The sequence below is a fragment of the Candidatus Pandoraea novymonadis genome (genome assembly GCF_003004665.1).
GTDB lineage: Bacteria > Pseudomonadota > Gammaproteobacteria > Burkholderiales > Burkholderiaceae > Pandoraea > Pandoraea novymonadis.
Genome location: NZ_MUHY01000001.1, coordinates 1 through 23,625, shown reverse-complemented (window position 1 = coordinate 23,625; position 23,625 = coordinate 1). Strand labels below are relative to the sequence as shown.

Sequence of the window (23,625 nt, the reverse complement as noted above, 5' to 3'; positions counted from 1 at the left end):
CAACAATGAGGCTTGGAAATAAAAAAAGATAGAGAATCGGAAAATTCTGCTCTTCTAGAAGAAAAACGCTGAACGATAGAGGGATAGTCCTCCAAAATAAGTAAAATGCTTCTTCATTACTAGAAGTACTTCATCATATCGATATCGTATCATAGCCTATAATGATGAATTCATATCCTTTGACTTGGCTCCTCTTTATCTCATCGTGACACGAACACTTTCCTTAGCAAATCTTCGCAAAAATTACAGACTCGACTCTCTATCTGAAGACGAGGTGGCGTCAAACCCATTTCTCCAGTTTCAAAACTGGTTCGCTCAAGCCATCGATTCAAAATTACCTGAACCAAATGCAATGACCCTTGCGACCGTCGACACAAATGGTCGACCTGATGCACGCATCGTGTTGATTAAAGGCATCGACTCACAAGGCTTTACTTTCTTCACTAATTACGAAAGCCGAAAAGGCAGAGAGTTAGCCTCCAATAATTTCGCTTGTCTCTTGTTTCACTGGTCCGGACTTGAAAGACAAGTACGCATTGAAGGGCAAGTTATGAAAGTTTCTGAAGAAGAAAGTGATGAATACTACCAATCTCGTCCCATTGCATCGAAACTCGGTGCGTGGGCATCAGAGCAGAGTGTCGAAGTTAAAGATCGTAGCACCATCGAGGCACGCGAAGCGAAATTCCGAAAAAAATTCGGCGACACCCCTCCACGACCAGCACATTGGGGTGGGTATCGGCTTGTGCCCGATGCCATAGAATTCTGGCAAGGACGTCCATCACGCCTACATGATCGCATTAAATATTTCCGACTTTCAGATCACCATTGGCGCATAGCACGTCTGTGCCCATAAATTAAATAAAAATTAATAACACTGTCAGAAAATAAGAAGCCATTTTCGCAAATCATCTCAATTGTTAGTCTTCATCCAACAATTCTGCACAAGCTACATCTGTCATTTTCATGCCGTTGATACGAGGCTAAAGAAAGATTTGACTAACTGGAAACGCTGTACCACTCGTTTTTCCAATGATCACACTCTCATTCTCTGACCTATTTGCTATAATAGACAATGATGTTTGACCTTCATTTTGAGAGAAGATAGTGAACGAAAATCGTGCTGCTACACCCGACTTCGGTAGTCACGAGTTTCGTCAAGCACTTGCGCAATTTGCCACAGGCGTCACTATCATTACTACGCTCGCGGAAAATGGCGGGATGCTTGGAATCACGGCCAGTTCATTCAACTCCGTCTCACTGAAACCACCATTAATTCTTTGGAGTCTCGCCAACTGCGCCAGCAGCATGTCAACTTTTTGTAGAAATTCGCGTTATATAGTGAACATTTTGGCCACTGATCAACTCGAATTATGTAGACGTTTTTCGATCTCCAAGGGCAATCGCTTCGCAGGAGTTTCTTACACATTATCGGCATCAGGTATCCCTATCCTTGATGGAGTATTAGCGTGGTTTGAATGTCATAATCGCAACCGCTATGACGGAGGTGATCACGTCATTTTCGTTGGAGAAGTGGAGCGATGTGGTATAAACCGGACCAGTCATCTACAGATGCCATTAATTTTTCATGGTGGCGGTTTTCATAAGCCACAGTCGCTAGGTTAAGGAAACATTCAAAAAGATTCTCACATACCGGTGGAATAATTCCACTCAACTCTAGCAAATCAATTTGATCCTCCCTGGGTTCGGTAAAATTAGAAGACCTTTGATCTAGACTGAATAATCATCATACCTTTATTAGAAAAAGCACAAAAAATTCACTGCAGCGTTTGGTTAAAATTTTGAGAAGATGCCAGAGATCGAAAATCTTTACTTTATCTATCTGAATTATAAAAATACAAATTTTTTATAATTCAGATTCAGCTAACGAAACCTTTGTGTGCATCAAAAGCGTGAACCAATAGTGGAACATTCCATTTCATGGAATACACACTGCTCTCTAAAAAATGAACAATATTTTTTTATTGTATGAGTAAAAAATATTGTTCCCTAGTAAAAATACTAAGGGTCATATATACTAAAGTTGTATTTTTTAGATACGACTTTCTAACATAAAATGATCTTGGTGCAACATCGAATAGAAAGGAGGCATCAATGACGGACATAAAAACTGTATTGGCTGATGCAGAAGAGTTGCTCAAACAAGCAGCGAGCACGACAGAAGAACGTGCTTCAGAATTGAGCGAAAAAGCGCTATCACTTCTGAAACAAGCAAAAGAAAAAGCCTCAGATGCTCAGGTCGTTGTCGTTGAGAGGAGCAAGCAAGCAGCACGAGTGACTGATGATTACGTACATGATCATCCATGGAAGGCTGTTGGCATTGCAACGGGCATTGGTTTGGTGATCGGCTTACTGCTGAATCGCAAGTAAATTCATCGTCTGTGGCTTTCACCAACTATACCTATAAAAGTTACCAAAAAGCCACAGACGAGCCATAGACTAAACAAACCATGACAGAGAATAATCGAACCTCTCCGCCTCTATCATCTGTCCGAAAAATCGGCAAATCGGTGCTTGAAATCGCAAAATCACGTATCGAACTCATTGGGATTGAACTGACGCAAGAAAAAGAACGCCTGCTAGAGATCGCACTTCTCAGTTTATCTGCCATGTTATTCGGTTTTCTAGGCCTCGTAGTGTTAACTGCACTAATTATGGTTCTATTTTGGGAAACGTGGCGCTGGCAAGCAATGATCGTAATTCTCGTGGTTTATCTGCTACTAGCGTTATTCTGTGCGGCTTTTGCGCGCAAAATTTTGCGCGATGCTCCTTTGCCTTTCGAAGGAACTATAGCCGAGTTCGAGAAGGACTACATCACACTGCACTCAGACTAAGGGAGGTTGCATCGTGGCAAACAATCCCAATCCCGCGAATCGCTCTCGCACCTCGCGCCGTGAGTTGTTAGCGATTCGAAAAGAAATTCTATTGACGCGGATCGCTATCGAACGAGCGGAACTCGTATTAGACGCTTGCAATACATGCAACCGGCTACGCGGCTTCCGTTGGTTGAAACTACTGTTACCACGCCACTTCAGCCCACTAGCATCGTTGGCGCTCACGGGATTGTCGCGAAAAACACCGTTGGGGACTACTTTCCAAAAACTTGTTAAATGGAGCAGTCTTGTTTTCCTAGCTTGGCAAGCAGTTCAATTCTGGCAGAAAACGGTTACGAAAAATTCTACAAAAAAATAGTATATTCACTAAATTTTCCGTTCTTTCATAAGCTCCTCTAGTACTGATAGAAATTAGAAAGATTTTAAAAATCAGCTTTCCATTTCACGTGGTCAGTCACTTTTCAAGACGATAATCAGTAACTATAAAGAAAATAACCTGGTGCGTATTTCATGGTTTTTTGCAATACACTGTACCGTGCTATTCCCGCAAAGGAAAGTCGTAAGGCTTAGTGAGGCGAAGGATTCTTTGGAAGCGCAGTATACTCTTCCCATCCACCGCCAAGTGCCTTATACAAACCAACGAGATTTATCCAATACGCCAGACGCATGCCAATCAAACCCTGTTGAGCACTATATAATCTGCGTTGCGCTACAAGCATATCCAATAAACGATCCACGCCATGATGATATCGAAGATCAGATAAACGATAAACATCACTACTTGCCTTAACTATGGACTCTTGTGCAACAAGCTGTTGATTGAGAGTACGACGCGCGGCCAAGGCATCAGCCACTTCACGAAATGCTGATTGAATAGCTTTCTCGTAATTGGCGATCTCAATACGCTTTTGCAGTTTTGCTAGATCAAGTCCGACAATCAAAGAATCTCGGGAGAAGATTGGAAGGTTAATGGATGGTGAAAACATCCATACTCCTTGTCTTCCATTAAACAATCGACCAAGCGATGCACTCGCCAATCCCGCCGATGAGGTCAGCGAGATACTTGGAAAGAACGCGGCTCTCGCTACGCCAATGTTAGCATTAGCAGCTTTGAGCTGATGTTCTGCCAAAGTAATATCAGGGCGTCGCAACAGCAAATCGGAGGGCAACCCAGATGGAAGATCAGTTAGTAGTAATTGATTATCGAGAGTACGACCCGGTGGCAAATTAACGGGTAGCTCAGATCCAATTAACAATGTAAGTATATTTACGTCCTCATCCACTTGACGAGTGTATTGTGCCAATCTGCTACGAGCAATCTCCAAGCCAGTTTGTGCATCACTCAAATCCAATCCAGAAATTGCACCGACCTCAAAACTTCGTTTGCTCAATGCGTACGATGTTTGTTGACTCAACAATATTTCATTTGCCATATGCAATAACCGTTGATCAGCCAACCACGTCATATAAGCGGTCGCTACTTCCGCAACCAAAGTGATCTGAGCACTCCGTCGCGAATCTTCAGTTGCCAGATATTGCTCAAGAGCTTGATTTTTCAGATTCTGAACACGCCCGAAAAAATCGAGCTCATACGAAGCAAATCCCAAACCTACCGAGTACTGGCGATTAATGCGGGAACTAGTTTCCACTGAAAAATCTACAGGCAAATGCTGAATAGTAGCCTGACCGGTAGTGCGCACCAATGGCAAAAGCTCAGAACGTTGAATCTGATACTGTGCGCGTGCGGCCTCGATATTGAGTGCTGATAGACGTAAATCACGGTTATTAACCAACGCAATTTCAATCAATTTCTGTAAACGCAGATCAGGGAAAAAATTTCGCCAGCCAATATCAGCCGCCATCACATGGGCTTTCTGATCAATAGTACTGTTTGGGTTAGCCAACTCTAATGTCTTTTCAACCGTCCCCATTGGAAAGGTTGCCGACACCGGCAAGGCCGGTGTCTCATAGCGTGGTGCCAACGTGCAAGCAACCAGCAATGTCACGGGCAAAGACATCGGCAATACTTTCACTAACATATAAATTCCCTTCTTACTTAGTAGGGATATCCCCTGCTGATGCAGAGGATATACTAAGTATTTCAGAATATCCCCCTGTATTGAGTCGACTACTACTTGACATTTTTTCGTACCAACACGAAAAAGATAGGTACATAGTAGATCGCAAGAAATGTTGCCGAAAGCATACCACCGATTACACCCGTTCCAATGGCATTCTGGCCAGCGGAGCCTGGACCATTAGCAATCACCAGTGGTAACACACCAAGCACAAACGCCATCGAGGTCATGATGATTGGTCGTAAACGCAAACGCACCGCCTCCAACGTCGCATCAAAGACGGACCATCCTCGCTTTTGCAAACCATTTGCAAATTCGACAATCAAAATTGCATTCTTGGCAGATAAACCTACGGTCGTCAATAACCCAACCTGGAAATAAACGTCATTCGACAAACCACGCAAGGATGCGGCCAACAATGCACCAAGCACTCCCAAAGGCACCACAAGAATAACAGCAAATGGAATCGACCAACTTTCATACAATGCAGCCAAACACAAGAACACCAATAAAATTGAGAGTACGTACAGTGCTGGCGCTTGTGCTCTCGACAAACGCTCCTCAAACGATAAACCGGTCCACTCCAAACCAATCCCAGCAGGCAAATTCTTAGCAATTTCCTCGATACTCTTCATTGCATCCCCCGAGCTCTTGCCTGGCGCAGGCATACCCTGAATCTCCAGCGCTGGTACACCGTTATAACGCTCCAAGCGCGGTGATCCTTGAACCCAGTGTGCAGACGCAAAACTAGAAAATGGAACCATCTCTCCTTTCGTGTTGCGTACATACAGTGCGTTAATATCTTGTGGTAACATCCGCGACTTCGCATCTGCCTGTAGATAAACTCTTTTCACTCGGCCATGATCAATAAAGTCATTAATGTAAAAAGAACCATAGGAGGCGGACAGTGTTGTATAAATTTCCGACAACGCCACACCAAGCGCAAGTGCTCTTTCATTGTCAATATCAACCTTATACTGCGCACTATCGTCTAAACCATTTGGACGCACTTGCGATAAATTTGGGTTTTTCGCCGCTGCACTGATCATTTGATCACGTGCTGCCATCAAGATTCCATGACCCAGACCAGCACGATCTTGCAATTCAAAGTTAACACCGCCAGCATTGCCTAGCTCTGGTACGGATGGTGGGTTGACCGCGAATATCATAGCTTCCTTCACGGCAGCAAAAGCTTGATAAGAACGAAGAATCACGGATTGTACTTTCAAATCTCTCGACTTACGTTGATCCCAAGGACGCATCATCGCAAATGCCAAACCTACGTTCTGCCCACGACCATTAAAACCAAAACCAGTCACTGTAAAGATGGAGTGGACTGCATCCCTCTCACTTTCAAGATAATGTGTCTCAACGCCCTTCATCACTTCAAGTGTACGCTCTTGCGTCGCACCTGGCGGTAATTGAACTAGATTAAAGAAGTAGCCCTGATCTTCGTCTGGGAGAAACGCCGTCGACATACGAACAAAAAGCAATCCAACTACCCCAATAATGGCTATGTAGCTAATAACATAAGGTGTCGAGCGTGTGATAAGCCTACTTATTTGCCCTTGATAAGCGCGACTGCTACGCTCAAACATGTTGTTAAACCAACCAAAAAAACCACGATTCTCATCAAACGAGTCTCTCTTAATCGGCTTTAGAATGGTGGCACACATAGCAGGTGTCAACACAATAGCCACTAAAACCGATAAGCCCATCGCCGCAACTATCGTCAGCGAAAATTGACGATAGATAGCACCCGTCGAACCACCGAAAAACGCCATTGGCACAAATACTGCAGACAATACCAGAGCTACCCCCAACAAGGCCCCTATAATCTGCCCCATTGCCTTCTTCGTAGCTTCTTTTGGTGACAATCCCTCCGTACACATGACACGCTCAACGTTTTCCACCACAACAATAGCATCGTCGACTAGCAGTCCAATGGCAAGTACCAACCCGAACATAGACAGTGTATTGATTGAGAAATTAGCGGCATTCATAATGCCAATCGTGCCCAATAGAACGACGGGGACTGCAATCGTTGGAATGATTGTGGCACGAATATTCTGCAAAAACAGATACATTACTAAAAAAACGAGAATAATGCCTTCGATCAAAGTTTTGATTACTTTCTCAATCGAGATTTTCACAAACGGCGTCGTGTCGTAAGGAAATTCGACCTTCATACTGGCAGGGAAATATTGTTCCAACTCAGCAACTTGCTTTTTGACCGCTTTGGCTGTTTGCAAGACATTCGCACCAGTAGCCAGCTTAACAGCAAGACCAGCAGCAGGCTTCCCGTTATAACGGGCCACGACCTGATAGCTTTCGCCACCCAACTCGATCCGACCGACATCACCCAAACACACTTGCGAGCCGTCTGTATTAACACGTAACAAAATCTTGCGAAACTGTTCCGGCGTCTGTAAACGACTCTGAACCATGATAGGAGCATTAAGCTGCTGACCTTTCACTGCCGGCACGCCACCGATCTCACCTGCCGAAATCTGTACGTTCTGAGCTTTAATTGCATTGATCGCATCGATTATTGTCAGGTTATAGCTCGTGAGCTTTTCAGGATCGATCCAAATGCGCATGGCATACTGCGAACCAAATAATTGTACTTGACCCACCCCGTTTACCCGACTGATCGAGTCCTGCATATTAGCGGCAATATAGTTCGCCAGATCAATGTCGCTCATACTTCCATCGTCTGAGTAAACGCCGACGACCAATAAAAAATTCTTGGTTGCCTTTGCTACCTTAATCCCTTGCTGCTGTACCTCCTGTGGAAGCAAAGGCGTGGCCAATTGCAACTTGTTTTGCACCTGCATCTGAGCAATATCAGGGTTTGTCCCTTGCGAAAACGTTAGGGTGATCCCAACCGCTCCCGAACTATCAGATGTTGAAGACATGTACTCAAGATTGTCGATCCCGTTCATCTGCTGCTCGATCACCTGTGTGACTGTATCCTGTACCGTTTGTGCCGATGCACCTGGATATATCGCAGAAATCTGTACAGAAGGCGGTGCGATCGAAGGATATTGGGAAACCGGTAGTTTCAAAATCGAAAGTGCACCAGTAAGCATAATGACGATAGCGATCACCCATGCAAAAATAGGGCGATCGATAAAAAACTTTGCCATGAAAAAGGCTCCGCGTTATTGCACTTTCGTGTTTAAAATTTCTAATGGGGCAGCACCTGCAGATGCTAGACGAACACTAGATAAAATGCCGATCGAATCGATGATTTCTAACCCCTACTATAATCGCATGGAAGTAGTCGCTGGTTATTTCAATGTTTCTATCGGCAAATTAATTTCTACTGGTTTAGCCAATGAGCCCATCCGCAATTTCTGAAATCCTGTGACAATCACTTTATCCCCAGAAGCAAGTCCCGACGTCACCAACCACTTATCACCGATCGCACGGTCAGTTATCAGTTTCCGGGTTTCAACTTTACCATCAGCATTCACAATCATTGCGATCGCATTCCCCTTTTGATCACGCATCACGGCTTGTTGTGGGACAAGTAATGCCTTTTCACTCACACCTTCTTCTAAACTTGCATGGACAAACATGCCAGGCAACAATTCCCTTCTGGGATTTTGAAAAATAGCACGCGCGGTAATTGAACCTGTGGTCGAATCAACGGTGATATCGGAGAATTGTAATTTTCCAGCCAACGGATATTCCGTACCATCTTCGAGCGTCAAGGTCACTTTAGCGACATTCGGATCTGTATTCTTCAGTCTACCTTCTGCAAATTCACGCCGTAACCGCAGTACATCCGTCGTTGATTGCGACACGTTCACATAGACCGGATCAATCTGCTGAATTGTGGTCATCAGCGTAGCGGTAGAAGCTTGCACATAGGCACCTTCTGTGATTTTCGACAGTCCTGTACAGCCAGAAATCGGAGCAGGCACATCCGTGTAATTTAAATTAATGCGTGTGGTTTCTACGGCAGCACGGGCTGCCGCAACATCAGCTTCAGCTTGTAAATTCGATGCTACAGCATTGGCATATTCTTGTTTTGAGACAGCCTCAACAGCAACAAGCTCTTTGTAACGCTGTTCGAGCAAGCGAGTCGAAGCGGCGTTTGCTTCTGCCTTTGCAAGCAATGCTTTAGCGCTATTATAAGCCACCTGATACGTCGCAGGATCTATTTTATATAGGCGCTGCCCCTGCTTCACATCACTACCTTCAATGAAATCGCGCTTAAGCACAGTGCCACTTACACGTGCACGAACATCTGCTACACGAAATGGCAAAATACGGCCCGGCAAATTTGTTCTCAACATCACACTTTCCGACTGCAGGGTCACAACACCAACTTCCGGAGGCAACGTCGTCTGTCGACTCATTTCGGATTTCTTGCCGCAAGCAACAAATGTAATTGTTACCAATGCAGCAACAATCCATGACAAGGATGAACTTTTCTTCGCATGCATACACGCCTCCGAATAATGGGATGCGATAATACGATAAAACCAATACGTACAGTCCACTTAAGTCTCACGCGAAAAACCTAGGCCTGCGCTCATCAGCATGTATTTCGGACGCTCCAGCTACGCAAGGAATCACTGCAGATATCTTCTCGAATTAATGTTAGAAGACACTAACACACCTCACGTCCAAACAAAATATATCTAGATGGTTTTTCATAAAACCTGAAGCCAGTGTCTGTATTAAAAACATAGATAACTCTTTTAAAAATTCTCAGACCTTTCTTTATGCGCAGAGAAAAGATTCGTCCATCAAATTTCCATTCATCAGAACAAATATATTAGATCAAAACACTCACAGGCAATTTACGAAAAAAACCTGGGGAAGTAAATGCCGCATTACATAAATTACGACAAGACATCCTCAAAAGTCGAGCATAACATGAAGAAAGTCATGTAATAACGTTTAGCACGACAACTGCTCTTCATAATGGAATTTGCCCAATAACAAAATACCAGATAGTGTAAAAAAATCACAAGCAATACCTGGATAAATACAATATTTCGATAATAGACCTAATTGCTAAGAATGGCTCAGACATTAAGCATGCAATGATGCATATACAAACACCGCCAACATCACCGTTCTTTTTACATAAGATGGATAAAGCACTGCTCAGCCACTGATTACATTAATATCGATCACTATTGCCAATGAAACAGGCATAATTCTACGCAATCGTATAGCTTTTTAAAATTCCAAGCTACGAAAGTTTCGTCGATGCTTTCTTTCGTAGGAAAAATAAAATATGTATCAACGTATGATGTTATCTTTCGCGATCAAATGAAGAGGCTCAATATTAAGAAACGTCGCCGCTGCACGTCTCAGTCGATCATTAATAGCAGCCCAATCCGAGATATCTGGCAATGCCTCAAATAAAATACAGGACATATCCATATGATCAAGACGACGCAGCAGTGCATAAAGCTGATTTGCGAGCATCGTTGGTGTATGCGGCAATGCTACAGAGAAAATATCAGCAGGCAATACCGACACTTTTGACAAGGTCGCAGGAAAAGCAACAACAGCCATGGGAGCGTTAGCTGGATGTACGGAAAGTACCGAAAGTATCTCTTCAGCATTCAACAAGAACAAAGGTGTACGTGGCGAATAATGTGCTTTTAGCATACCAGACGCACGTGGAACATTACCAATCTCTTGCCCAGGCAATTGGGGTATTTCCCCAAGTACATTCGCCACTTCCTCCAGTGTCACATGACCTGGTCGCAACAATGCAGGGAACCCACGTGACAAATCGATAATCGTCGATTCAATGCCAATACTACATGCACCCCCATCGAGCACATGAATGGTAACGCCTGTCATGCCGTGAAATTCATCACGCACGTGTTGTGCAGAAGTTGGACTCACGCGCCCGAAGCGATTGGCAGATGGAGCAGCCACACCAGCTTGACCACCTTTCAGACGAACAAAATCACGTAGCAATGCCTGTGCAACAGGATGCGATGGGCAACGCAAGCCCACTGAATCTTGGCCTCCAGAAATTGCCATAGAAATGTGTGGCGCACGCTTGACGATCAATGTCAGTGGTCCCGGCCAAAATGCATCGATCAACCGGCGAGCAGAAGGCAGAAGATAATCCGTCCAATAAGCCGGATCACCCTCAGGAGAGAGATGTACGATGACTGGATGGTCAGTCGGACGCCCTTTAGCTGCATAGATAGCAGCCACTGCAGAAGGACACTCAGCATCACCACCAAGCCCATAGACTGTTTCCGTCGAAAACGCCACCAGTTCACCTGCGACCAACCGTGTCGCAGCATATTCAATATCCACTTTCGTCAACATAAGCAAAGGAAAAGCATCTCAGGATACGATATCATGCTGGCTTATCAGTCATTACATCTATTTGTAGATGTAGACACTTCGCTGTCGCCACAAGCGCATCACGTGCCTCTTGTAACGTACTTGCAGCAAACGTAATGTGGCCCATCTTCCGACCAACGCGAGCCTCTTCTTTACCGTACAAGTGAAGGCGAGCGCAAGGTACCGCTACAACTGAAGCCCAATCAGGTGACAGTTGACGATTTTCACCCCTTTCCAAAAACCATAAATCACCCAGCAAATTCAACATAACGGCCGACGAATGTTGGCGTGTTTCGCCCAACGGCAACCCAGTCATCGTACGAACTTGCTGTTCAAACTGACTCACCACACAAGCATCGATTGTATAGTGCCCACTGTTATGGGGACGCGGTGCTATTTCGTTAACAATCAAAGATCCATTCTTTAAAATGAAAAATTCAACACATAGTACGCCGACATAATTCATTTGGGTTGCAAGCATTTCGGCCGCTGCACATGCAGATGCGTGTAGTTCAGGTGAAGCATCTGGCGATGGTGCTATAGTTGTTGCTAGAATACCCCTGATATGAAGGTTCTGTACAAGGGGATAGGTTTTGACGTTACCATCTGCACCACGAGCACTCAAAACAGATACTTCGTAGGCCAAGTCAAGCTGCTTCTCTAAAACACACGCCACATTCCCCAATAGGGCATGAGCATTACGTACTTCGATTGGTGTAGCAACACGCACCTGCCCCTTGCCATCGTAACCTAAGCGTGCCGTTTTTAAAATACCTGGCAAAACAGCCAACAATGAGTCATTGTCAATTGTCGCCATTACATCGCCCGATTCTATAACAACATGGGGAGCCACAGGGACACCGCAGCTTTTGATAAAAAGCTTCTCAGCAATACGATCTTGAGCAATCGAAACGCAACGTGCCGCCGGAGTGACGTTTGTCGTCATCGACAAGAAATTTAAAGATCGCGCAGGGACATTCTCAAATTCAATTGAAATCGCCGAACACAGTGATGCGAGTTCAGCCAGTCTTTCCTCATCCAAATAATCAGCAGTAATCAATCGATCCGCTACACCACTAGCTGGACAGGAAGGATCTGGATCGAAAACACACACTTTATAGCCCATCGATTGAGCAGCAAAGCAAAACATGCGCCCCAATTGGCCACCGCCCAACATACCAAGCCAGTTACCGGGAAGAATCAATGCAGTATTCATCATTTATTATGAGAAGGGATGACCGATAACGCATGGGCTAATAGCTCGAAAATCATTCCAGACCCGTGAGCATCAACTCATTAATATAAAAATGACACAAGGCAATATTAGTCATTTGGCAAAATCATCAAGCGTGCTGCGTCTCTTTGCTTTACGCGAAAAGTCGTGAGCTTATGGGACAATATCGCGTCATCTATTGACAACATCGCGACAGCAAATAGCGCTGCATTTGCAGCACCTGCTTCACCGATAGCAAATGTTCCCACCGGGATGCCCTTAGGCATTTGCACAATAGAATGGAGTGAATCTTGACCACGTAGATATTTGGTCGGTATCGGAACACCAAGTACTGGAACAATTGTCTTGGCAGAGATCATACCCGGCAAGTGTGCAGCACCCCCCGCACCAGCAATGATCACAACCAAGCCACGCTCACGGGCTGTTTCAGCATAATGAAACATGTCATCAGGCATCCGATGCGCTGAAAGTACTTGGGATTCAAAGCCCACGTCAAACTCACGGAGGATCTCCACAGCATGCCGCATCACATGCCAATCCGAGTCAGACCCCATCACAACCCCCACTTGCACAACCTGTTGCAACTGATCATCTTTCATCATTTTTCACCGACTATGACATCCACCTACCCTGTGAGCCGCTCAAGCGCCTCACGATATTTGTCCGCTGTTTTCTGGATCACCTCATCTGGCAACATTGGAGCAGGTGGTGTTTTGTCCCACACTTGAGTCTCGAGCCAATCACGTACAAACTGCTTATCAAACGAAGGGGGATTAGTACCAACAGCATACAAATCAGCAGCCCAGAAACGTGACGAATCAGCCGTCAAGACTTCATCCATAAGATGGAGTGCTCCATTGTCATCCAAACCAAATTCGAATTTGGTATCAGCAACAATAATTCCACGCCTAGCAGCAAAATCAGCTGCTTCCTCATACAAGCAGATACTAATGTCACGAATACGTTCAGCCAATTTAGGACCAATTCGTTCACACATCTCTTCAAACGAGATATTCTCGTCATGCTGTCCGAGCTCAGCTTTGGCTGCTGGAGTAAAAATTGGTGCCTTCAATTTTTGCGCGTTCCGCAGACCACCTGGCAGAAGTATCCCACATACAGAGCTCGTTAATAGATAATCGTTCCACCCGCTACCTGCTAGATAACCGCGAACTACAGCTTCTACAAGAATAGGTTTTAAACGCTTTACTACAACTCCACGGCCCACCACCTGCATGACTTCATCCTCAGAAACCACTGATTCCGGCACCAGTTCTGTCAAGTGATTCGGCACCACATGCGCAAGTTTATTAAACCAAAAGTTAGACATTTGATTGAGTACGCAACCCTTGCCGGGAATCGGCACATCCATAATGACGTCAAACGCCGACAGTCGATCTGTCGTCAAGATCAAAAGTTTGTCATCGCCGACAGCATAGTTGTCACGCACCTTACCGCGCGAGAGCAACGGCAAACTTTTGAGAGAAGATTCGTACAAAGTAGGGAGTGCATACGAAAGGATAGTCACAGTCAAACTCGTCGATATAGGCCTAAACATCGGATTATACGCTTGTGAACCAAGGCACTACACACAAAAAAAAGTCTCTCCGAAAACACTTCAGTGGTGTTAGCAAGAATCATCCAAAGCAAGTATGCTATTAACGTAAAATAGCAAAAAGTACCGTCGACACACTAATATATAAAACTCTCAAAAAAAGCAAGTGCATAGCTTACTGAACAACTTGGGACAATTCACTCTTCTTATATTTCTCAGCAATCTTTTCCAACGATATTGGCTTAATTTTCTCTGCCTGCCCTTCGCAGCCAAACGCTAAATAACGTGTCCGGCAGACTTGCTTAGCAGCTTCACGAGCTGGCTTCATATAATCACGCGGGTCAAACTTACTCGGATTTTCAAACAAGTAGCGACGGATTGCAGCAGTCATCGCCAAACGGATGTCCGTATCGATGTTGATCTTTCGGACTCCATACTTAATACCTTCCTGAATTTCTTCAACTGGAACCCCATAAGTTTCCTTCATATCACCACCAAAGTGGCGAATTTCTTCCAATAGCTCTTGAGGCACGGAAGATGAACCATGCATCACCAAATGCGTATTCGGAATCCGACGATGGATTTCCTTAATGCGCTCAATAGCAAGAATGTCACCCGTCGGTTTACGGCTAAATTTATAAGCGCCATGCGAGGTGCCAATAGCAATAGCCAATGCATCGCATTGAGTCAGTTTTACAAAGTCAGCCGCCTGATCTGGATCCGTAAGCAATTGCTCTCGCGTCATCTTGCCATCAGCACCATGCCCATCCTCCTTATCACCCGTCATCGTTTCCAGCGAGCCCAGAATACCTAGTTCCGCTTCAACAGTCACACCAATAGCATGCGAAAACTCGACCACTTTCTGCGAAACCGCGACGTTATACTCATAACTAGCCACGGATTTACCATCTTCTTTCAGGGAACCATCCATCATGACACTGGTAAAACCGCTCTTGATACCTGCCATACACACAGCTGGTGATTGCCCATGATCTTGGTGCATCACCACCGGAATATGAGGATAGGCTTCGACAGCCGCTTCAATTAAATGGCGTAGAAAGGCTTCCCCAGCATATTTACGTGCACCAGCTGATGCCTGCATAATAACGGGCGCACCTACTTCCTCTGCTGCAGACATAATCGCCGACACCTGCTCCAGGTTATTGACGTTAAAAGCTGGCAAGCCGTAGCCATTTTCAGCTGCATGGTCCAGCAACTGTCGCATCGATACTAAGGGCATATCGTTCTCCTCTGAGTTAATTAAAACATTTTATAAAAAATAGACCATCCCACATTCTAAAGTGCAGAGCTCAGATCAGGGGCAGAAGTATCACCACACCCCCTGGACGTTCCGTCAGGCCAGTCAGATCACTTAGATAATTTTGAATATGTTGGCGGCGGTGATCTAGGAATCCACGACAGGTAGTCGATAATATTTATACTTCTACAAGTAACAATTAATTCAGTCTTGTTTAGGTATTTTTCTTTCAGCATAACTAAAAAATCTAGATGTGTATCTATCGTACTTCACGTTTGAGTACACCTCCATTTTTCGACTTATAGGCAAAAATGCCATGAAGAAAATACTATACAAAAGATAATCGTTTCATAAAAATACTTAAAATTATATCTACCCATATTTCATTTTACAGATGGACTTCTAAACATCGATTTGATGTTTTTCCATTCAGAGATATGGATAGGGGATCCTTTGGGGAGTGAGAAAATGATCGATTCTCTCCACGCAATGACACAGTATTAGGACAATGCAATAGCTGAGAATCGGATAAGTTCGTATTTATATAAATCAACGATCTCAATGCTGTAAATAACAGCGACCAACCAATAAAAAATTCTTGATTTCAAGAAGCAAAAAGATTCATGCCAACCCATACAGTATTTTGGTCTACTATATTAGTTCGACGCAGCTCTTATCCAAAAACTTAATAAGAGCGACTCTTTCTTGCCTTAAAAATTCAAATAACCTCTGTATGTCAGGAGAAAACATCGTCGCTCGGTGCTAAATGGGAAATTTAGCCAGCTAAAGGAGTTCAATTTCTTATTTATTTGACCGTGCTTCTCTGTAAAATATAACCTCGTTGCAAAAAACCAGACGATACAAAGTTCCCCCGGCAACATTCTACCATCACAAGGCTTACAACATCTCTCAATTAACTTTCACTTTGCGATAAAAGACATACCACTAAAGTCTTATTTTCGGCAACCATTCTCTTTAATAGGCATATCGATCTTGACTTGCTTCAAAATACACGCCAACCTATTCATTGAAAAATAACTACATTACATTCTCTGAACAACATGTTGTTGAAAAAACATGTAATAAAAAATTAGTACGCACGCTGCTCTAATATTTGGACAGCAGGAAGCTTTTTACCTTCCAGAAATTCCAAGAAAGCACCCCCCCCCGTTGAAATATAGTTCACCCGATCAGCTATGCCGTACTTTGAAATTGCAGACAAAGTATCACCACCACCTGCAATCGAAAATGCTTTTGTAGATACAATTGCACGAGCTAAAGCCTGCGTTCCATGGCCAAATTGATCAAATTCGAAAACGCCCACTGGACCATTCCAAACAATCGTACCAGCCTGCTCCAATTGATTCGCCAGCTTCGCCGCTGTTTCGGGCCCAATGTCGAGGATCATATCGTCTTCAGCAACATCATTGGTGGCTTTGACAACCGCGTCTGCTGTTGGGCTGATTTTTTTTGCACACACGACATCAACTGGAATTGGTATCGAAGCACCACGAACTTCCATGGCATGAATAATAGCCTTCGCATCCTCTACAAGATTTACTTCGACCAAAGACCTACCAATCGGCAAACCTGCTGCCAACATAAATGTGTTGGCGATCCCGCCACCAACAATCAACTGATCTACCTTATCAGCTAATGATTTAAGGACCGTCAGTTTGGTTGATATTTTTGATCCCCCAACGATAGCAATCAACGGCCGCACAGGCTGTCCTATAGTTTTACCCAGCGCGTCAAGCTCAGCCATCAGTAACGGTCCTGCACAAGCTATCGGTGCATACTTGGCGATGCCATGCGTCGTCGCTTCAGCGCGATGTGCGGTACCAAAAGCATCATTGACATAAACATCGCACAATCCACTAATTTTCCTGGCCAATACATCATCGTTTCTCTTTTCTCCAGGATTCAAGCGACAGTTCTCAAGCAGCACCACGTCACCAAGTGCCACCTCAAAACCTCCGTCGACCCAACGGGAAATCAACCTAACTTCTCGCCCGAGATATTCGGATAGCTGAACCGCCACCTGAATTAGAGAATCGACTAGATTTACCTCACCTTCAGTCTCAGTTGGACGACCTAAATGTGATGCAACCATCACAGCAGCGCCTGCCTTCAAGCACATATTAATAGCCGGAAGCGAAGCACGAATACGTGTAGCTTCCATAATAAGTCCTTGATCGTCTTGTGGCACATTCAAATCAGCACGAATAAAAACTCGTTTGCCTGCGATCTTACCTTGAGCAATCAAATCAGCGAGAGAGATAATGGAAGCCATTAATATCCGGGGAAGAAAGTTTTGAATAATGCTATTCTAACTTATCAAGTGTAACAAAACATTTTTTCCCATCGGGGAAAATTCACCTTTATCTCAGAAAACTTAGAAAAATCTTCAAACGTATAAAAGCATGATCCCCACATGAAAAATATAACCTAGAATATACAAAACCCAATTGAAAGATAAAACCCGTCAAAAGGATAATTTAAAAACATCTCATTACTTCACACTCGCTCTAGTAGTAACCTCTCTAATGCTATTTTCAGAAATGTATGAAATCATCCAGCTCAACCAAATTCATTCTAAGATCGTATAGGACAGAACTCCGAGATAGAGACGATTGATTTACAATAGAAGCTTTTTAGGCATTCGCCACGCTTCTGGAGAAAATTATGTCAATGGCTGATCACGACGGAAAAATTTGGATGGATGGAAAATTTATTGAATGGCGAGAAGCTAACATCCACGTCCTGACTCATACATTGCACTATGGAATGGGCGTCTTCGAAGGAGTCCGTGCCTATGAAGAGGACAAGGGCGAAACCGCAATTTTCCGACTAGAGGAGCACACCCAGCGCTTACTAAATTCAGCCAAAATTTTTCAGATGGAAGTACCTTTCAATGCTGAGACACTGTTAAACGCACAATGCGAAGTAGTGCGCAGAAACCATCTTAAATCCTGCTATATTCGTCCAATCATTTGGATCGGTAGCAAAAAACTTGGCATATCAGCTAAAGGCAATAAAATCCATGTAGCGATTGCCGCCTGGCCATGGGGGGCATACTTAGGTGAAGAGGGAATAACCCGTGGTATCCGCGTAAAAACCTCTTCATTTACACGTCACCATGTCAACGTTTCGATGGTGAGGGCGAAAGCATCCGGCTGGTACGTGAACTCAATCTTAGCTAACCGAGAAGCCACCACGGATGGGTACGACGAAGCTCTACTTCTGGACGTCGATGGCTATGTTTCAGAGGGCTCTGGTGAAAACTTCTTCTTGGTCAATAAGAACAGATTATACACCCCTGATTTATCATCATGTCTCGATGGAATTACGCGAGACACCGTAATTACACTCGCAAAAGATGCCGGTATCGAAGTGGTTGAAAAACGTATTACACGAGACGAAGTTTATACCGCCGACGAAGCCTTTTTCACTGGTACCGCCGCTGAAGTAACACCAATCCGCGAGCTTGACAACCGCATCATTGGCACAGGACAACGTGGCGAGATTACCGAAAAACTACAAACCGAATTTTTCAATGTTGTCTCCGGAAAAAACAAGAAATATCAGCGATGGCTCACAAAAGTATAGGCCATAAACAACACCCTACCCGCCTATGTCATTTTGGCAAACCTAGATGGAAGGAAGTCTTTTCTATTTTTTGAGAACCTCATGAACGAAGTGAGCACTTTTTTACCTGTAGTGGAAATCAGCATCGAAGATTTACCTGTGTATTGCTCGAATCCCAAAACAGAAACGTGGGGTGGTCATCCTCGCGTATTTATTGACATCACACATGGAGAGGCCTCCTGCCCATATTGCGGCACCCGATATCGTCTTAAAGAAGGCTCCATTTTGAAACATCAACATTGATATTTGGTTGTGAATATCGAAAATAACACCTGTTTTTAAAATTTTTTAATAAAATGTATAAAATTCCAGTACAGTTGCGTCGGGAATGAGCTCGGGATATACCACTGCTTACCCACACCACCAAAGTATCTCGATCTGGGACTAGTCATCGACACAATCATACATACTAAGCTTGGTTTTTTATTTCCTAGAACATATATCCATAAACATTACTCCATCGATATAGAATCCCATAAATGGCGTAAGATTTTCTCAAGAATTAGTTACCAAGCTGAGAGAAGTCTCTGTAGCTTGCTGGGTATTAGAAATACCGATTAAAGCATGTTGCAGTTAGTCTCAAAAAACAAAGAATATCTTACGCTTTACTCTTGATTTAGACCTACTACCCGTAGCATTTCTTCTCACCACGAAATTCAAACCTATAGGCAAACGACATCAAGTCATTTTGCCGCACTTACACAATTAGTCGCTCCTTTACTGATACACAAACCACCATCAAAATATTAAAGAAAACTCACAATATCTTGATGACCTGATGCTAAAGATCACTCCATGCTTTTTAGATCATTCAACAACTCAAATAAAAACACTCTTTGTTTTAACTCTCACCAATTAATCGAGGCATCCTCTCCTCTCTCATTGAGACACTCGACAGGACACTTACGATCATGAATGTAGTAGAGCTTCCCTCATCAAAAGTCCCTAATTACTGTCCACCATGCTGGCTACCAGACGGACATAGCCAAACAATCTACCCCGCCTTATTCGGACACCGACCCTCTATCGATTTTCTACGTGAATCATGGGAAACACCCGATGGTGATGTAATTGCTGTAGATTGGCTTATAAGGCCTAGCAATTATGTAGACAATCAAATGTCACCCATATTATTGCCGAAAAACTCATACCCAGAACCGGTACACAATACATCGAGAATACAAATTAAGTTCGAATTAAAAACCCCATTGGTCGTAATGTTTCACGGTCTCGAAGGCAGCTCCAGCAGTCATTACGCTCGCACGCTAATGCAGGCCGTGATAGCACGTGGTTGGAACGGTGTAATTCCACACTTCCGGGGTTGTGGTGGAACTTTAAATCGCTCGCCACGATTTTATCACTCTGGCGATAGTGCCGAAGCCAATTGGATCTTACAGCGCCTGCACACACAAACTAAAGGCCCGATCTTAGCATCAGGTATATCACTAGGCGGCAATCTTTTATTACGCTGGCTTGGAGAACGTCAAAATGATGCCGCAAAGATCGTCCAAGCCGCTTGTGCGATTTCAGCACCACTTGATCTTCTCGCAGTTGGCCATGCATTATCTCGTGGCTTTAATATGCTCTATACACACAACTTCCTCAAGACCCTTAAGAAAAAATCGCTTGCGAAGCTGATGCAATATCCCAATCTTTTCGACCGTTATGCCATGCTTTCAGCGCGCAATCTAAGTGAATTCGATAATGTGGTGACCGCTCCGCTACACGGTTTTAAAGATGCATTAGATTATTATAAAAAAGCATCGAGTAAATCAGTCTTGGGCGAAATTACGGTGCCAACACTCCTACTAAATGCACGCAATGATCCATTTCAACCGGCGACAGCCCTACCTGAACCTCGCGAGGTAGGGAATCATGTGACGCTGCTCCAGCCAAAACAAGGTGGACATGTTGGATTTATGACCAGTCCCTTTCCTGGAGATATGACATGGATGCCAGAGACTGTACTAACCTATTTTGATAACTTTCTATCTAATGCATGAAATCATGTGACAAGCATATAACCAAATTCAAATGAGCAGTATTGCAGAGGTAGCGCAGTGTATGTAATAGGACCTCTAGGGAGATTTTCAGAAAATATACGATGGCGCATGTAGGCTATTAATTCTATTGTCGTTCTTCTTACTTTCTTGAATTTTTTTATATTTTATAGCGTTTACTCATAGCAGACTAATATTCTTCTTTGATACAACACGATCTCTTCAATTGATCTTTACAGCGAAAAAACGGCAAAATTGCCGAAAAGCAAGATTGCCGTTTTTTTTGGCACCGGGAACGTTTTAAACGGTCCCGGGATAGAAAAGAGTCTTTTAAAAGACAGCTTACATATCCATGCCCATACCGCCCATACCACCCATACCGCCCATGCCACCACCCATGCCACCAGGCATCGGCGCTTCTTCCTTCGGCATTTCAGTCACAGCGGCATCCGTAGTCAGTAACAAACCAGCTACCGATGCAGCATTTTGTAACGCTGTACGAGTCACTTTGGTTGGATCGACAACTCCCATTTCTACTAAATCACCATACGCACTGGTCGCTGCGTTATAACCGAAGTTACCTTTGCCATCTGCAATAACTTTATTGACGACAACACTAGCCTCTTCACCACCATTGGCAACGATTTGACGCAGTGGTTCCTCCATCGCACGCACGACGATCTTCACACCAGCATCTTGGTCAGCGTTAGCTGTTTTAACAGAAGCAATGGCCGCACGAGCACGAACTAGCGCAACACCACCACCCGGAACAATACCTTCCTCAACAGCAGCACGAGTAGCATGCAAAGCATCCTCCACACGTGCCTTCTTTTCCTTCATTTCAACTTCAGTAGCAGCTCCAACCTTGATCACAGCAACACCACCGGCCAACTTAGCCACGCGCTCTTGCAACTTCTCACGGTCGTAGTCGCTCGTTGCTTCTTCGATCTGTGCACGAATTTGCTTGACACGTCCTTCGATACTCGAAGCCTTGCCAGCACCATCGATAATAATAGTATTTTCCTTACCTACCTCGATACGTTTGGCTTGACCGAGTTCTTCAAGAGTTGCTTTTTCCAATGTCAAACCAACTTCCTCAGCAATAACTTGGCCTCCTGTCAAAATAGCAATGTCTTCCAACATAGCCTTACGTCTGTCACCAAAACCCGGTGCTTTAACTGCACAAGCTTTCAAAATACCACGAATGTTATTAACCACAAGCGTAGCTAAAGCCTCTCCTTCGATATCTTCTGCAATAATCAAGAGAGGACGGCTAGCCTTCGCGACTTGTTCTAGAACTGGCAGAAGATCTCGAATATTTGAGATCTTCTTGTCGAATAATAGAACAAACGGGTTTTCCAGAATCGCAACTTGCTTTTCCGGAGTATTTATAAAGTACGGCGATAAATATCCACGATCGAACTGCATGCCTTCCACAATGTCAAGTTCGTCTTCGAGTGATTTTCCGTCTTCCACGGTGATCACGCCTTCCTTACCAACCTTATCCATGGCTTCAGCAATACGGTCACCAATCGAGGCATCGCTGTTGGCCGAAATAGCACCAACTTGTGCAATTTCCTTATTAGTTGTACACGGCTTACTAATCTTACGAAGTTCTTCAACAGCCGCTAAAACTGCCTTATCAATACCGCGCTTGAGATCCATTGGATTCATGCCCGAGGCCACATACTTCATCCCTTCACGAACAATCGACTGAGCCAAGACTGTTGCTGTCGTGGTTCCATCGCCAGCGTTATCGCTAGTCTTGGAAGCAACTTCCTTAACCATTTGGGCGCCCATGTTTTGAAGCTTATCCTTCAGTTCAATTTCCTTAGCGACAGATACACCATCCTTAGTCACGGTTGGACCACCAAAGCTACGCTCAAGCACAACATTACGACCCTTCGGGCCCAAAGTTACCTTAACTGCATTAGCGAGGATGTTAACACCCTCAACCATTTTGGCGCGAGCGGAATCGCCAAACACGACTTCTTTAGCTGCCATTACTTAACCCCTTAAATATTTTTACGGAATATTGAAGAATAACAAGATTTACTTATTGACAACAGCCATGATGTCTTCTTCACGCATTACCAGCAATTCCTTTCCATCAATTTTTACAGCTTGACCAGCATATTTACCAAATAAAACACGATCGCCAATCTTAACGTCGACAGCAATGTTTTTTCCTTGATCATCTTTCTTCCCTGGACCAACAGCCAGAATTTCACCTTGATCAGGCTTTTCAGCAGCAGCATCAGGAATCACAATACCGGAAGCGGTTTTCGTTTCTTGGTCCAAACGCTTGACGATCACGCGATCATGCAAGGGACGAAGGTTCATTACAAACTCCTTTTTCTCTCAATAAGATAGCCAAAACGAAAATGTACGAATATCGTACACTCGCTAAATTCAGAGGGTGTTAGCACTCTGTGCTGCCAACCAAGGATAATTATATGGACGCAAGATAGGTATTTCAAGACTGAGCACCTATACTTATTTTTCAAATTATTTTATTTTTTGCCCGCCTTTAAAGACGGTTTCAGCTACGCGATATGCTTTAAAACAAAAAACCCCTCGCCACATAAGTAGCAAGGGGTTTAAATTGGTGCCTGACGATTACCTACTTTCACACGGGAATCCGCACTATCATCGGCGTAGAAT

The 23,625-nt window shown here is 44.1% G+C and carries 19 protein-coding genes; 8 read left to right on the top strand and 11 right to left on the bottom strand.

The window, feature by feature from the left end; all coding sequences use genetic code 11:
- Window positions 1–205: 205 nt before the first annotated feature.
- The 5 genes from pdxH to BZL35_RS00075 all read left to right on the top strand — a co-directional run bounded on the left by pdxH (window position 206) and on the right by BZL35_RS00075 (window position 3,210).
- On the top strand, window positions 206–853 hold the full coding sequence (pdxH, locus tag BZL35_RS00095) for a pyridoxamine 5'-phosphate oxidase (RefSeq protein ID WP_106181651.1): 648 nt from the start codon (window positions 206–208) through the stop codon (window positions 851–853).
- A 251-nt stretch (window positions 854–1,104) separates the two neighbouring features.
- Window positions 1,105–1,623 carry a flavin reductase family protein gene (locus BZL35_RS00090; protein WP_106181649.1) on the top strand — a complete coding sequence of 173 codons (519 nt, stop codon included), beginning with the start codon at window positions 1,105–1,107 and terminating at the stop codon, window positions 1,621–1,623.
- A 489-nt stretch (window positions 1,624–2,112) separates the two neighbouring features.
- The gene (locus BZL35_RS00085; RefSeq protein ID WP_106181647.1) at window positions 2,113–2,388 is read left to right on the top strand and encodes an ElaB/YgaM/YqjD family protein; all 276 of its coding nucleotides are present in this window, start codon (window positions 2,113–2,115) and stop codon (window positions 2,386–2,388) included.
- 80 nt (window positions 2,389–2,468) lie between these two features.
- The gene (locus BZL35_RS00080) at window positions 2,469–2,852 is read left to right on the top strand and encodes a phage holin family protein (protein WP_106181645.1); all 384 of its coding nucleotides are present in this window, start codon (window positions 2,469–2,471) and stop codon (window positions 2,850–2,852) included.
- A 13-nt stretch (window positions 2,853–2,865) separates the two neighbouring features.
- Entirely contained in the window at window positions 2,866–3,210 is a 345-nt protein-coding gene (locus BZL35_RS00075; RefSeq protein WP_106181642.1) for a hypothetical protein, read from the top strand.
- 208 nt (window positions 3,211–3,418) lie between these two features.
- Here the strand turns inward: BZL35_RS00075 and BZL35_RS00070 are convergent, their stop codons facing one another.
- From BZL35_RS00070 to BZL35_RS00030, 9 genes are all read right to left on the bottom strand, one after another.
- Entirely contained in the window at window positions 3,419–4,891 is a 1,473-nt protein-coding gene (locus tag BZL35_RS00070; protein WP_106181640.1) for an efflux transporter outer membrane subunit, read from the bottom strand.
- A gap of 92 nt (window positions 4,892–4,983) precedes the next feature.
- Entirely contained in the window at window positions 4,984–8,079 is a 3,096-nt protein-coding gene (locus tag BZL35_RS00065) for an efflux RND transporter permease subunit (RefSeq protein ID WP_106181637.1), read from the bottom strand.
- 144 nt (window positions 8,080–8,223) lie between these two features.
- Window positions 8,224–9,387: an efflux RND transporter periplasmic adaptor subunit gene (locus BZL35_RS00060; protein WP_181276519.1), complete on the bottom strand. Its 1,164-nt coding sequence runs from the start codon at window positions 9,385–9,387 to the stop codon at window positions 8,224–8,226.
- Between the two features lie 808 nt (window positions 9,388–10,195).
- Window positions 10,196–11,251: an L-threonylcarbamoyladenylate synthase gene (locus tag BZL35_RS00055; RefSeq protein WP_106181635.1), complete on the bottom strand. Its 1,056-nt coding sequence runs from the start codon at window positions 11,249–11,251 to the stop codon at window positions 10,196–10,198.
- A gap of 31 nt (window positions 11,252–11,282) precedes the next feature.
- Window positions 11,283–12,488, bottom strand: coding sequence for a 5-(carboxyamino)imidazole ribonucleotide synthase (locus BZL35_RS00050; protein ID WP_106181632.1), 1,206 nt, complete (start codon window positions 12,486–12,488; stop codon window positions 11,283–11,285).
- Window positions 12,489–12,592: 104 nt separating this feature from the next.
- Entirely contained in the window at window positions 12,593–13,105 is a 513-nt protein-coding gene (purE, locus tag BZL35_RS00045) for a 5-(carboxyamino)imidazole ribonucleotide mutase (RefSeq protein ID WP_245916298.1), read from the bottom strand.
- Between the two features lie 23 nt (window positions 13,106–13,128).
- Complete coding sequence (locus tag BZL35_RS00040) at window positions 13,129–14,058, bottom strand: phosphoribosylaminoimidazolesuccinocarboxamide synthase (protein ID WP_106181629.1); 930 nt, start codon at window positions 14,056–14,058, stop codon at window positions 13,129–13,131.
- Window positions 14,059–14,230: 172 nt separating this feature from the next.
- Window positions 14,231–15,295: a class II fructose-bisphosphate aldolase gene (fba, locus tag BZL35_RS00035; RefSeq protein ID WP_106181627.1), complete on the bottom strand. Its 1,065-nt coding sequence runs from the start codon at window positions 15,293–15,295 to the stop codon at window positions 14,231–14,233.
- 1,108 nt (window positions 15,296–16,403) lie between these two features.
- Window positions 16,404–17,606 (bottom strand): phosphoglycerate kinase, encoded by a 1,203-nt coding sequence (locus BZL35_RS00030; RefSeq protein ID WP_106181624.1) that lies wholly within the window; start codon window positions 17,604–17,606, stop codon window positions 16,404–16,406.
- Between the two features lie 392 nt (window positions 17,607–17,998).
- On the opposite strand from BZL35_RS00030, the gene BZL35_RS00025 reads away from it, so the two are divergent.
- The 3 genes from BZL35_RS00025 to BZL35_RS00015 all read left to right on the top strand — a co-directional run bounded on the left by BZL35_RS00025 (window position 17,999) and on the right by BZL35_RS00015 (window position 20,964).
- Window positions 17,999–18,922 carry a branched-chain amino acid transaminase gene (locus tag BZL35_RS00025; protein ID WP_106181622.1) on the top strand — a complete coding sequence of 308 codons (924 nt, stop codon included), beginning with the start codon at window positions 17,999–18,001 and terminating at the stop codon, window positions 18,920–18,922.
- Between the two features lie 81 nt (window positions 18,923–19,003).
- The gene (locus BZL35_RS00020; protein ID WP_106181619.1) at window positions 19,004–19,204 is read left to right on the top strand and encodes a zinc-finger domain-containing protein; all 201 of its coding nucleotides are present in this window, start codon (window positions 19,004–19,006) and stop codon (window positions 19,202–19,204) included.
- Between the two features lie 668 nt (window positions 19,205–19,872).
- A complete protein-coding gene (locus tag BZL35_RS00015) occupies window positions 19,873–20,964 on the top strand; it encodes a YheT family hydrolase (RefSeq protein ID WP_106181617.1) in 1,092 nt (363 codons plus the stop codon).
- 339 nt (window positions 20,965–21,303) lie between these two features.
- Here BZL35_RS00015 and groL read toward each other — a convergent pair whose 3' ends face one another.
- Window positions 21,304–22,965, bottom strand: coding sequence for a chaperonin GroEL (gene groL / locus BZL35_RS00010; protein ID WP_106181613.1), 1,662 nt, complete (start codon window positions 22,963–22,965; stop codon window positions 21,304–21,306).
- A 48-nt stretch (window positions 22,966–23,013) separates the two neighbouring features.
- Window positions 23,014–23,304: a co-chaperone GroES gene (gene groES, locus BZL35_RS00005; RefSeq protein WP_106181611.1), complete on the bottom strand. Its 291-nt coding sequence runs from the start codon at window positions 23,302–23,304 to the stop codon at window positions 23,014–23,016.
- Between the last annotated feature and the right edge of the window lie 321 nt (window positions 23,305–23,625).

Bases quoted from the DNA above. Each gene is read 5' to 3' on its own strand.
- BZL35_RS00085 (WP_106181647.1), top strand. From the start codon at position 2,113: ATGACGGACATAAAAACTGTATTGGCTGATGCAGAAGAGTTGCTCAAA.
- BZL35_RS00080 (WP_106181645.1), top strand. From the start codon at position 2,469: ATGACAGAGAATAATCGAACCTCTCCGCCTCTATCATCTGTCCGAAAA.
- BZL35_RS00070 (WP_106181640.1), bottom strand. From the start codon at position 4,891: ATGTTAGTGAAAGTATTGCCGATGTCTTTGCCCGTGACATTGCTGGTT.
- BZL35_RS00065 (WP_106181637.1), bottom strand. From the start codon at position 8,079: ATGGCAAAGTTTTTTATCGATCGCCCTATTTTTGCATGGGTGATCGCT.
- BZL35_RS00060 (WP_181276519.1), bottom strand. From the start codon at position 9,387: ATGCATGCGAAGAAAAGTTCATCCTTGTCATGGATTGTTGCTGCATTG.
- BZL35_RS00055 (WP_106181635.1), bottom strand. From the start codon at position 11,251: ATGTTGACGAAAGTGGATATTGAATATGCTGCGACACGGTTGGTCGCA.
- BZL35_RS00050 (WP_106181632.1), bottom strand. From the start codon at position 12,488: ATGATGAATACTGCATTGATTCTTCCCGGTAACTGGCTTGGTATGTTG.
- purE (WP_245916298.1), bottom strand. From the start codon at position 13,105: ATGATGAAAGATGATCAGTTGCAACAGGTTGTGCAAGTGGGGGTTGTG.
- BZL35_RS00040 (WP_106181629.1), bottom strand. From the start codon at position 14,058: ATGTTTAGGCCTATATCGACGAGTTTGACTGTGACTATCCTTTCGTAT.
- fba (WP_106181627.1), bottom strand. From the start codon at position 15,295: ATGCCCTTAGTATCGATGCGACAGTTGCTGGACCATGCAGCTGAAAAT.
- BZL35_RS00030 (WP_106181624.1), bottom strand. From the start codon at position 17,606: ATGGCTTCCATTATCTCTCTCGCTGATTTGATTGCTCAAGGTAAGATC.
- BZL35_RS00025 (WP_106181622.1), top strand. From the start codon at position 17,999: ATGTCAATGGCTGATCACGACGGAAAAATTTGGATGGATGGAAAATTT.
- BZL35_RS00020 (WP_106181619.1), top strand. From the start codon at position 19,004: ATGAACGAAGTGAGCACTTTTTTACCTGTAGTGGAAATCAGCATCGAA.
- BZL35_RS00015 (WP_106181617.1), top strand. From the start codon at position 19,873: ATGAATGTAGTAGAGCTTCCCTCATCAAAAGTCCCTAATTACTGTCCA.
- groL (WP_106181613.1), bottom strand. From the start codon at position 22,965: ATGGCAGCTAAAGAAGTCGTGTTTGGCGATTCCGCTCGCGCCAAAATG.
- groES (WP_106181611.1), bottom strand. From the start codon at position 23,304: ATGAACCTTCGTCCCTTGCATGATCGCGTGATCGTCAAGCGTTTGGAC.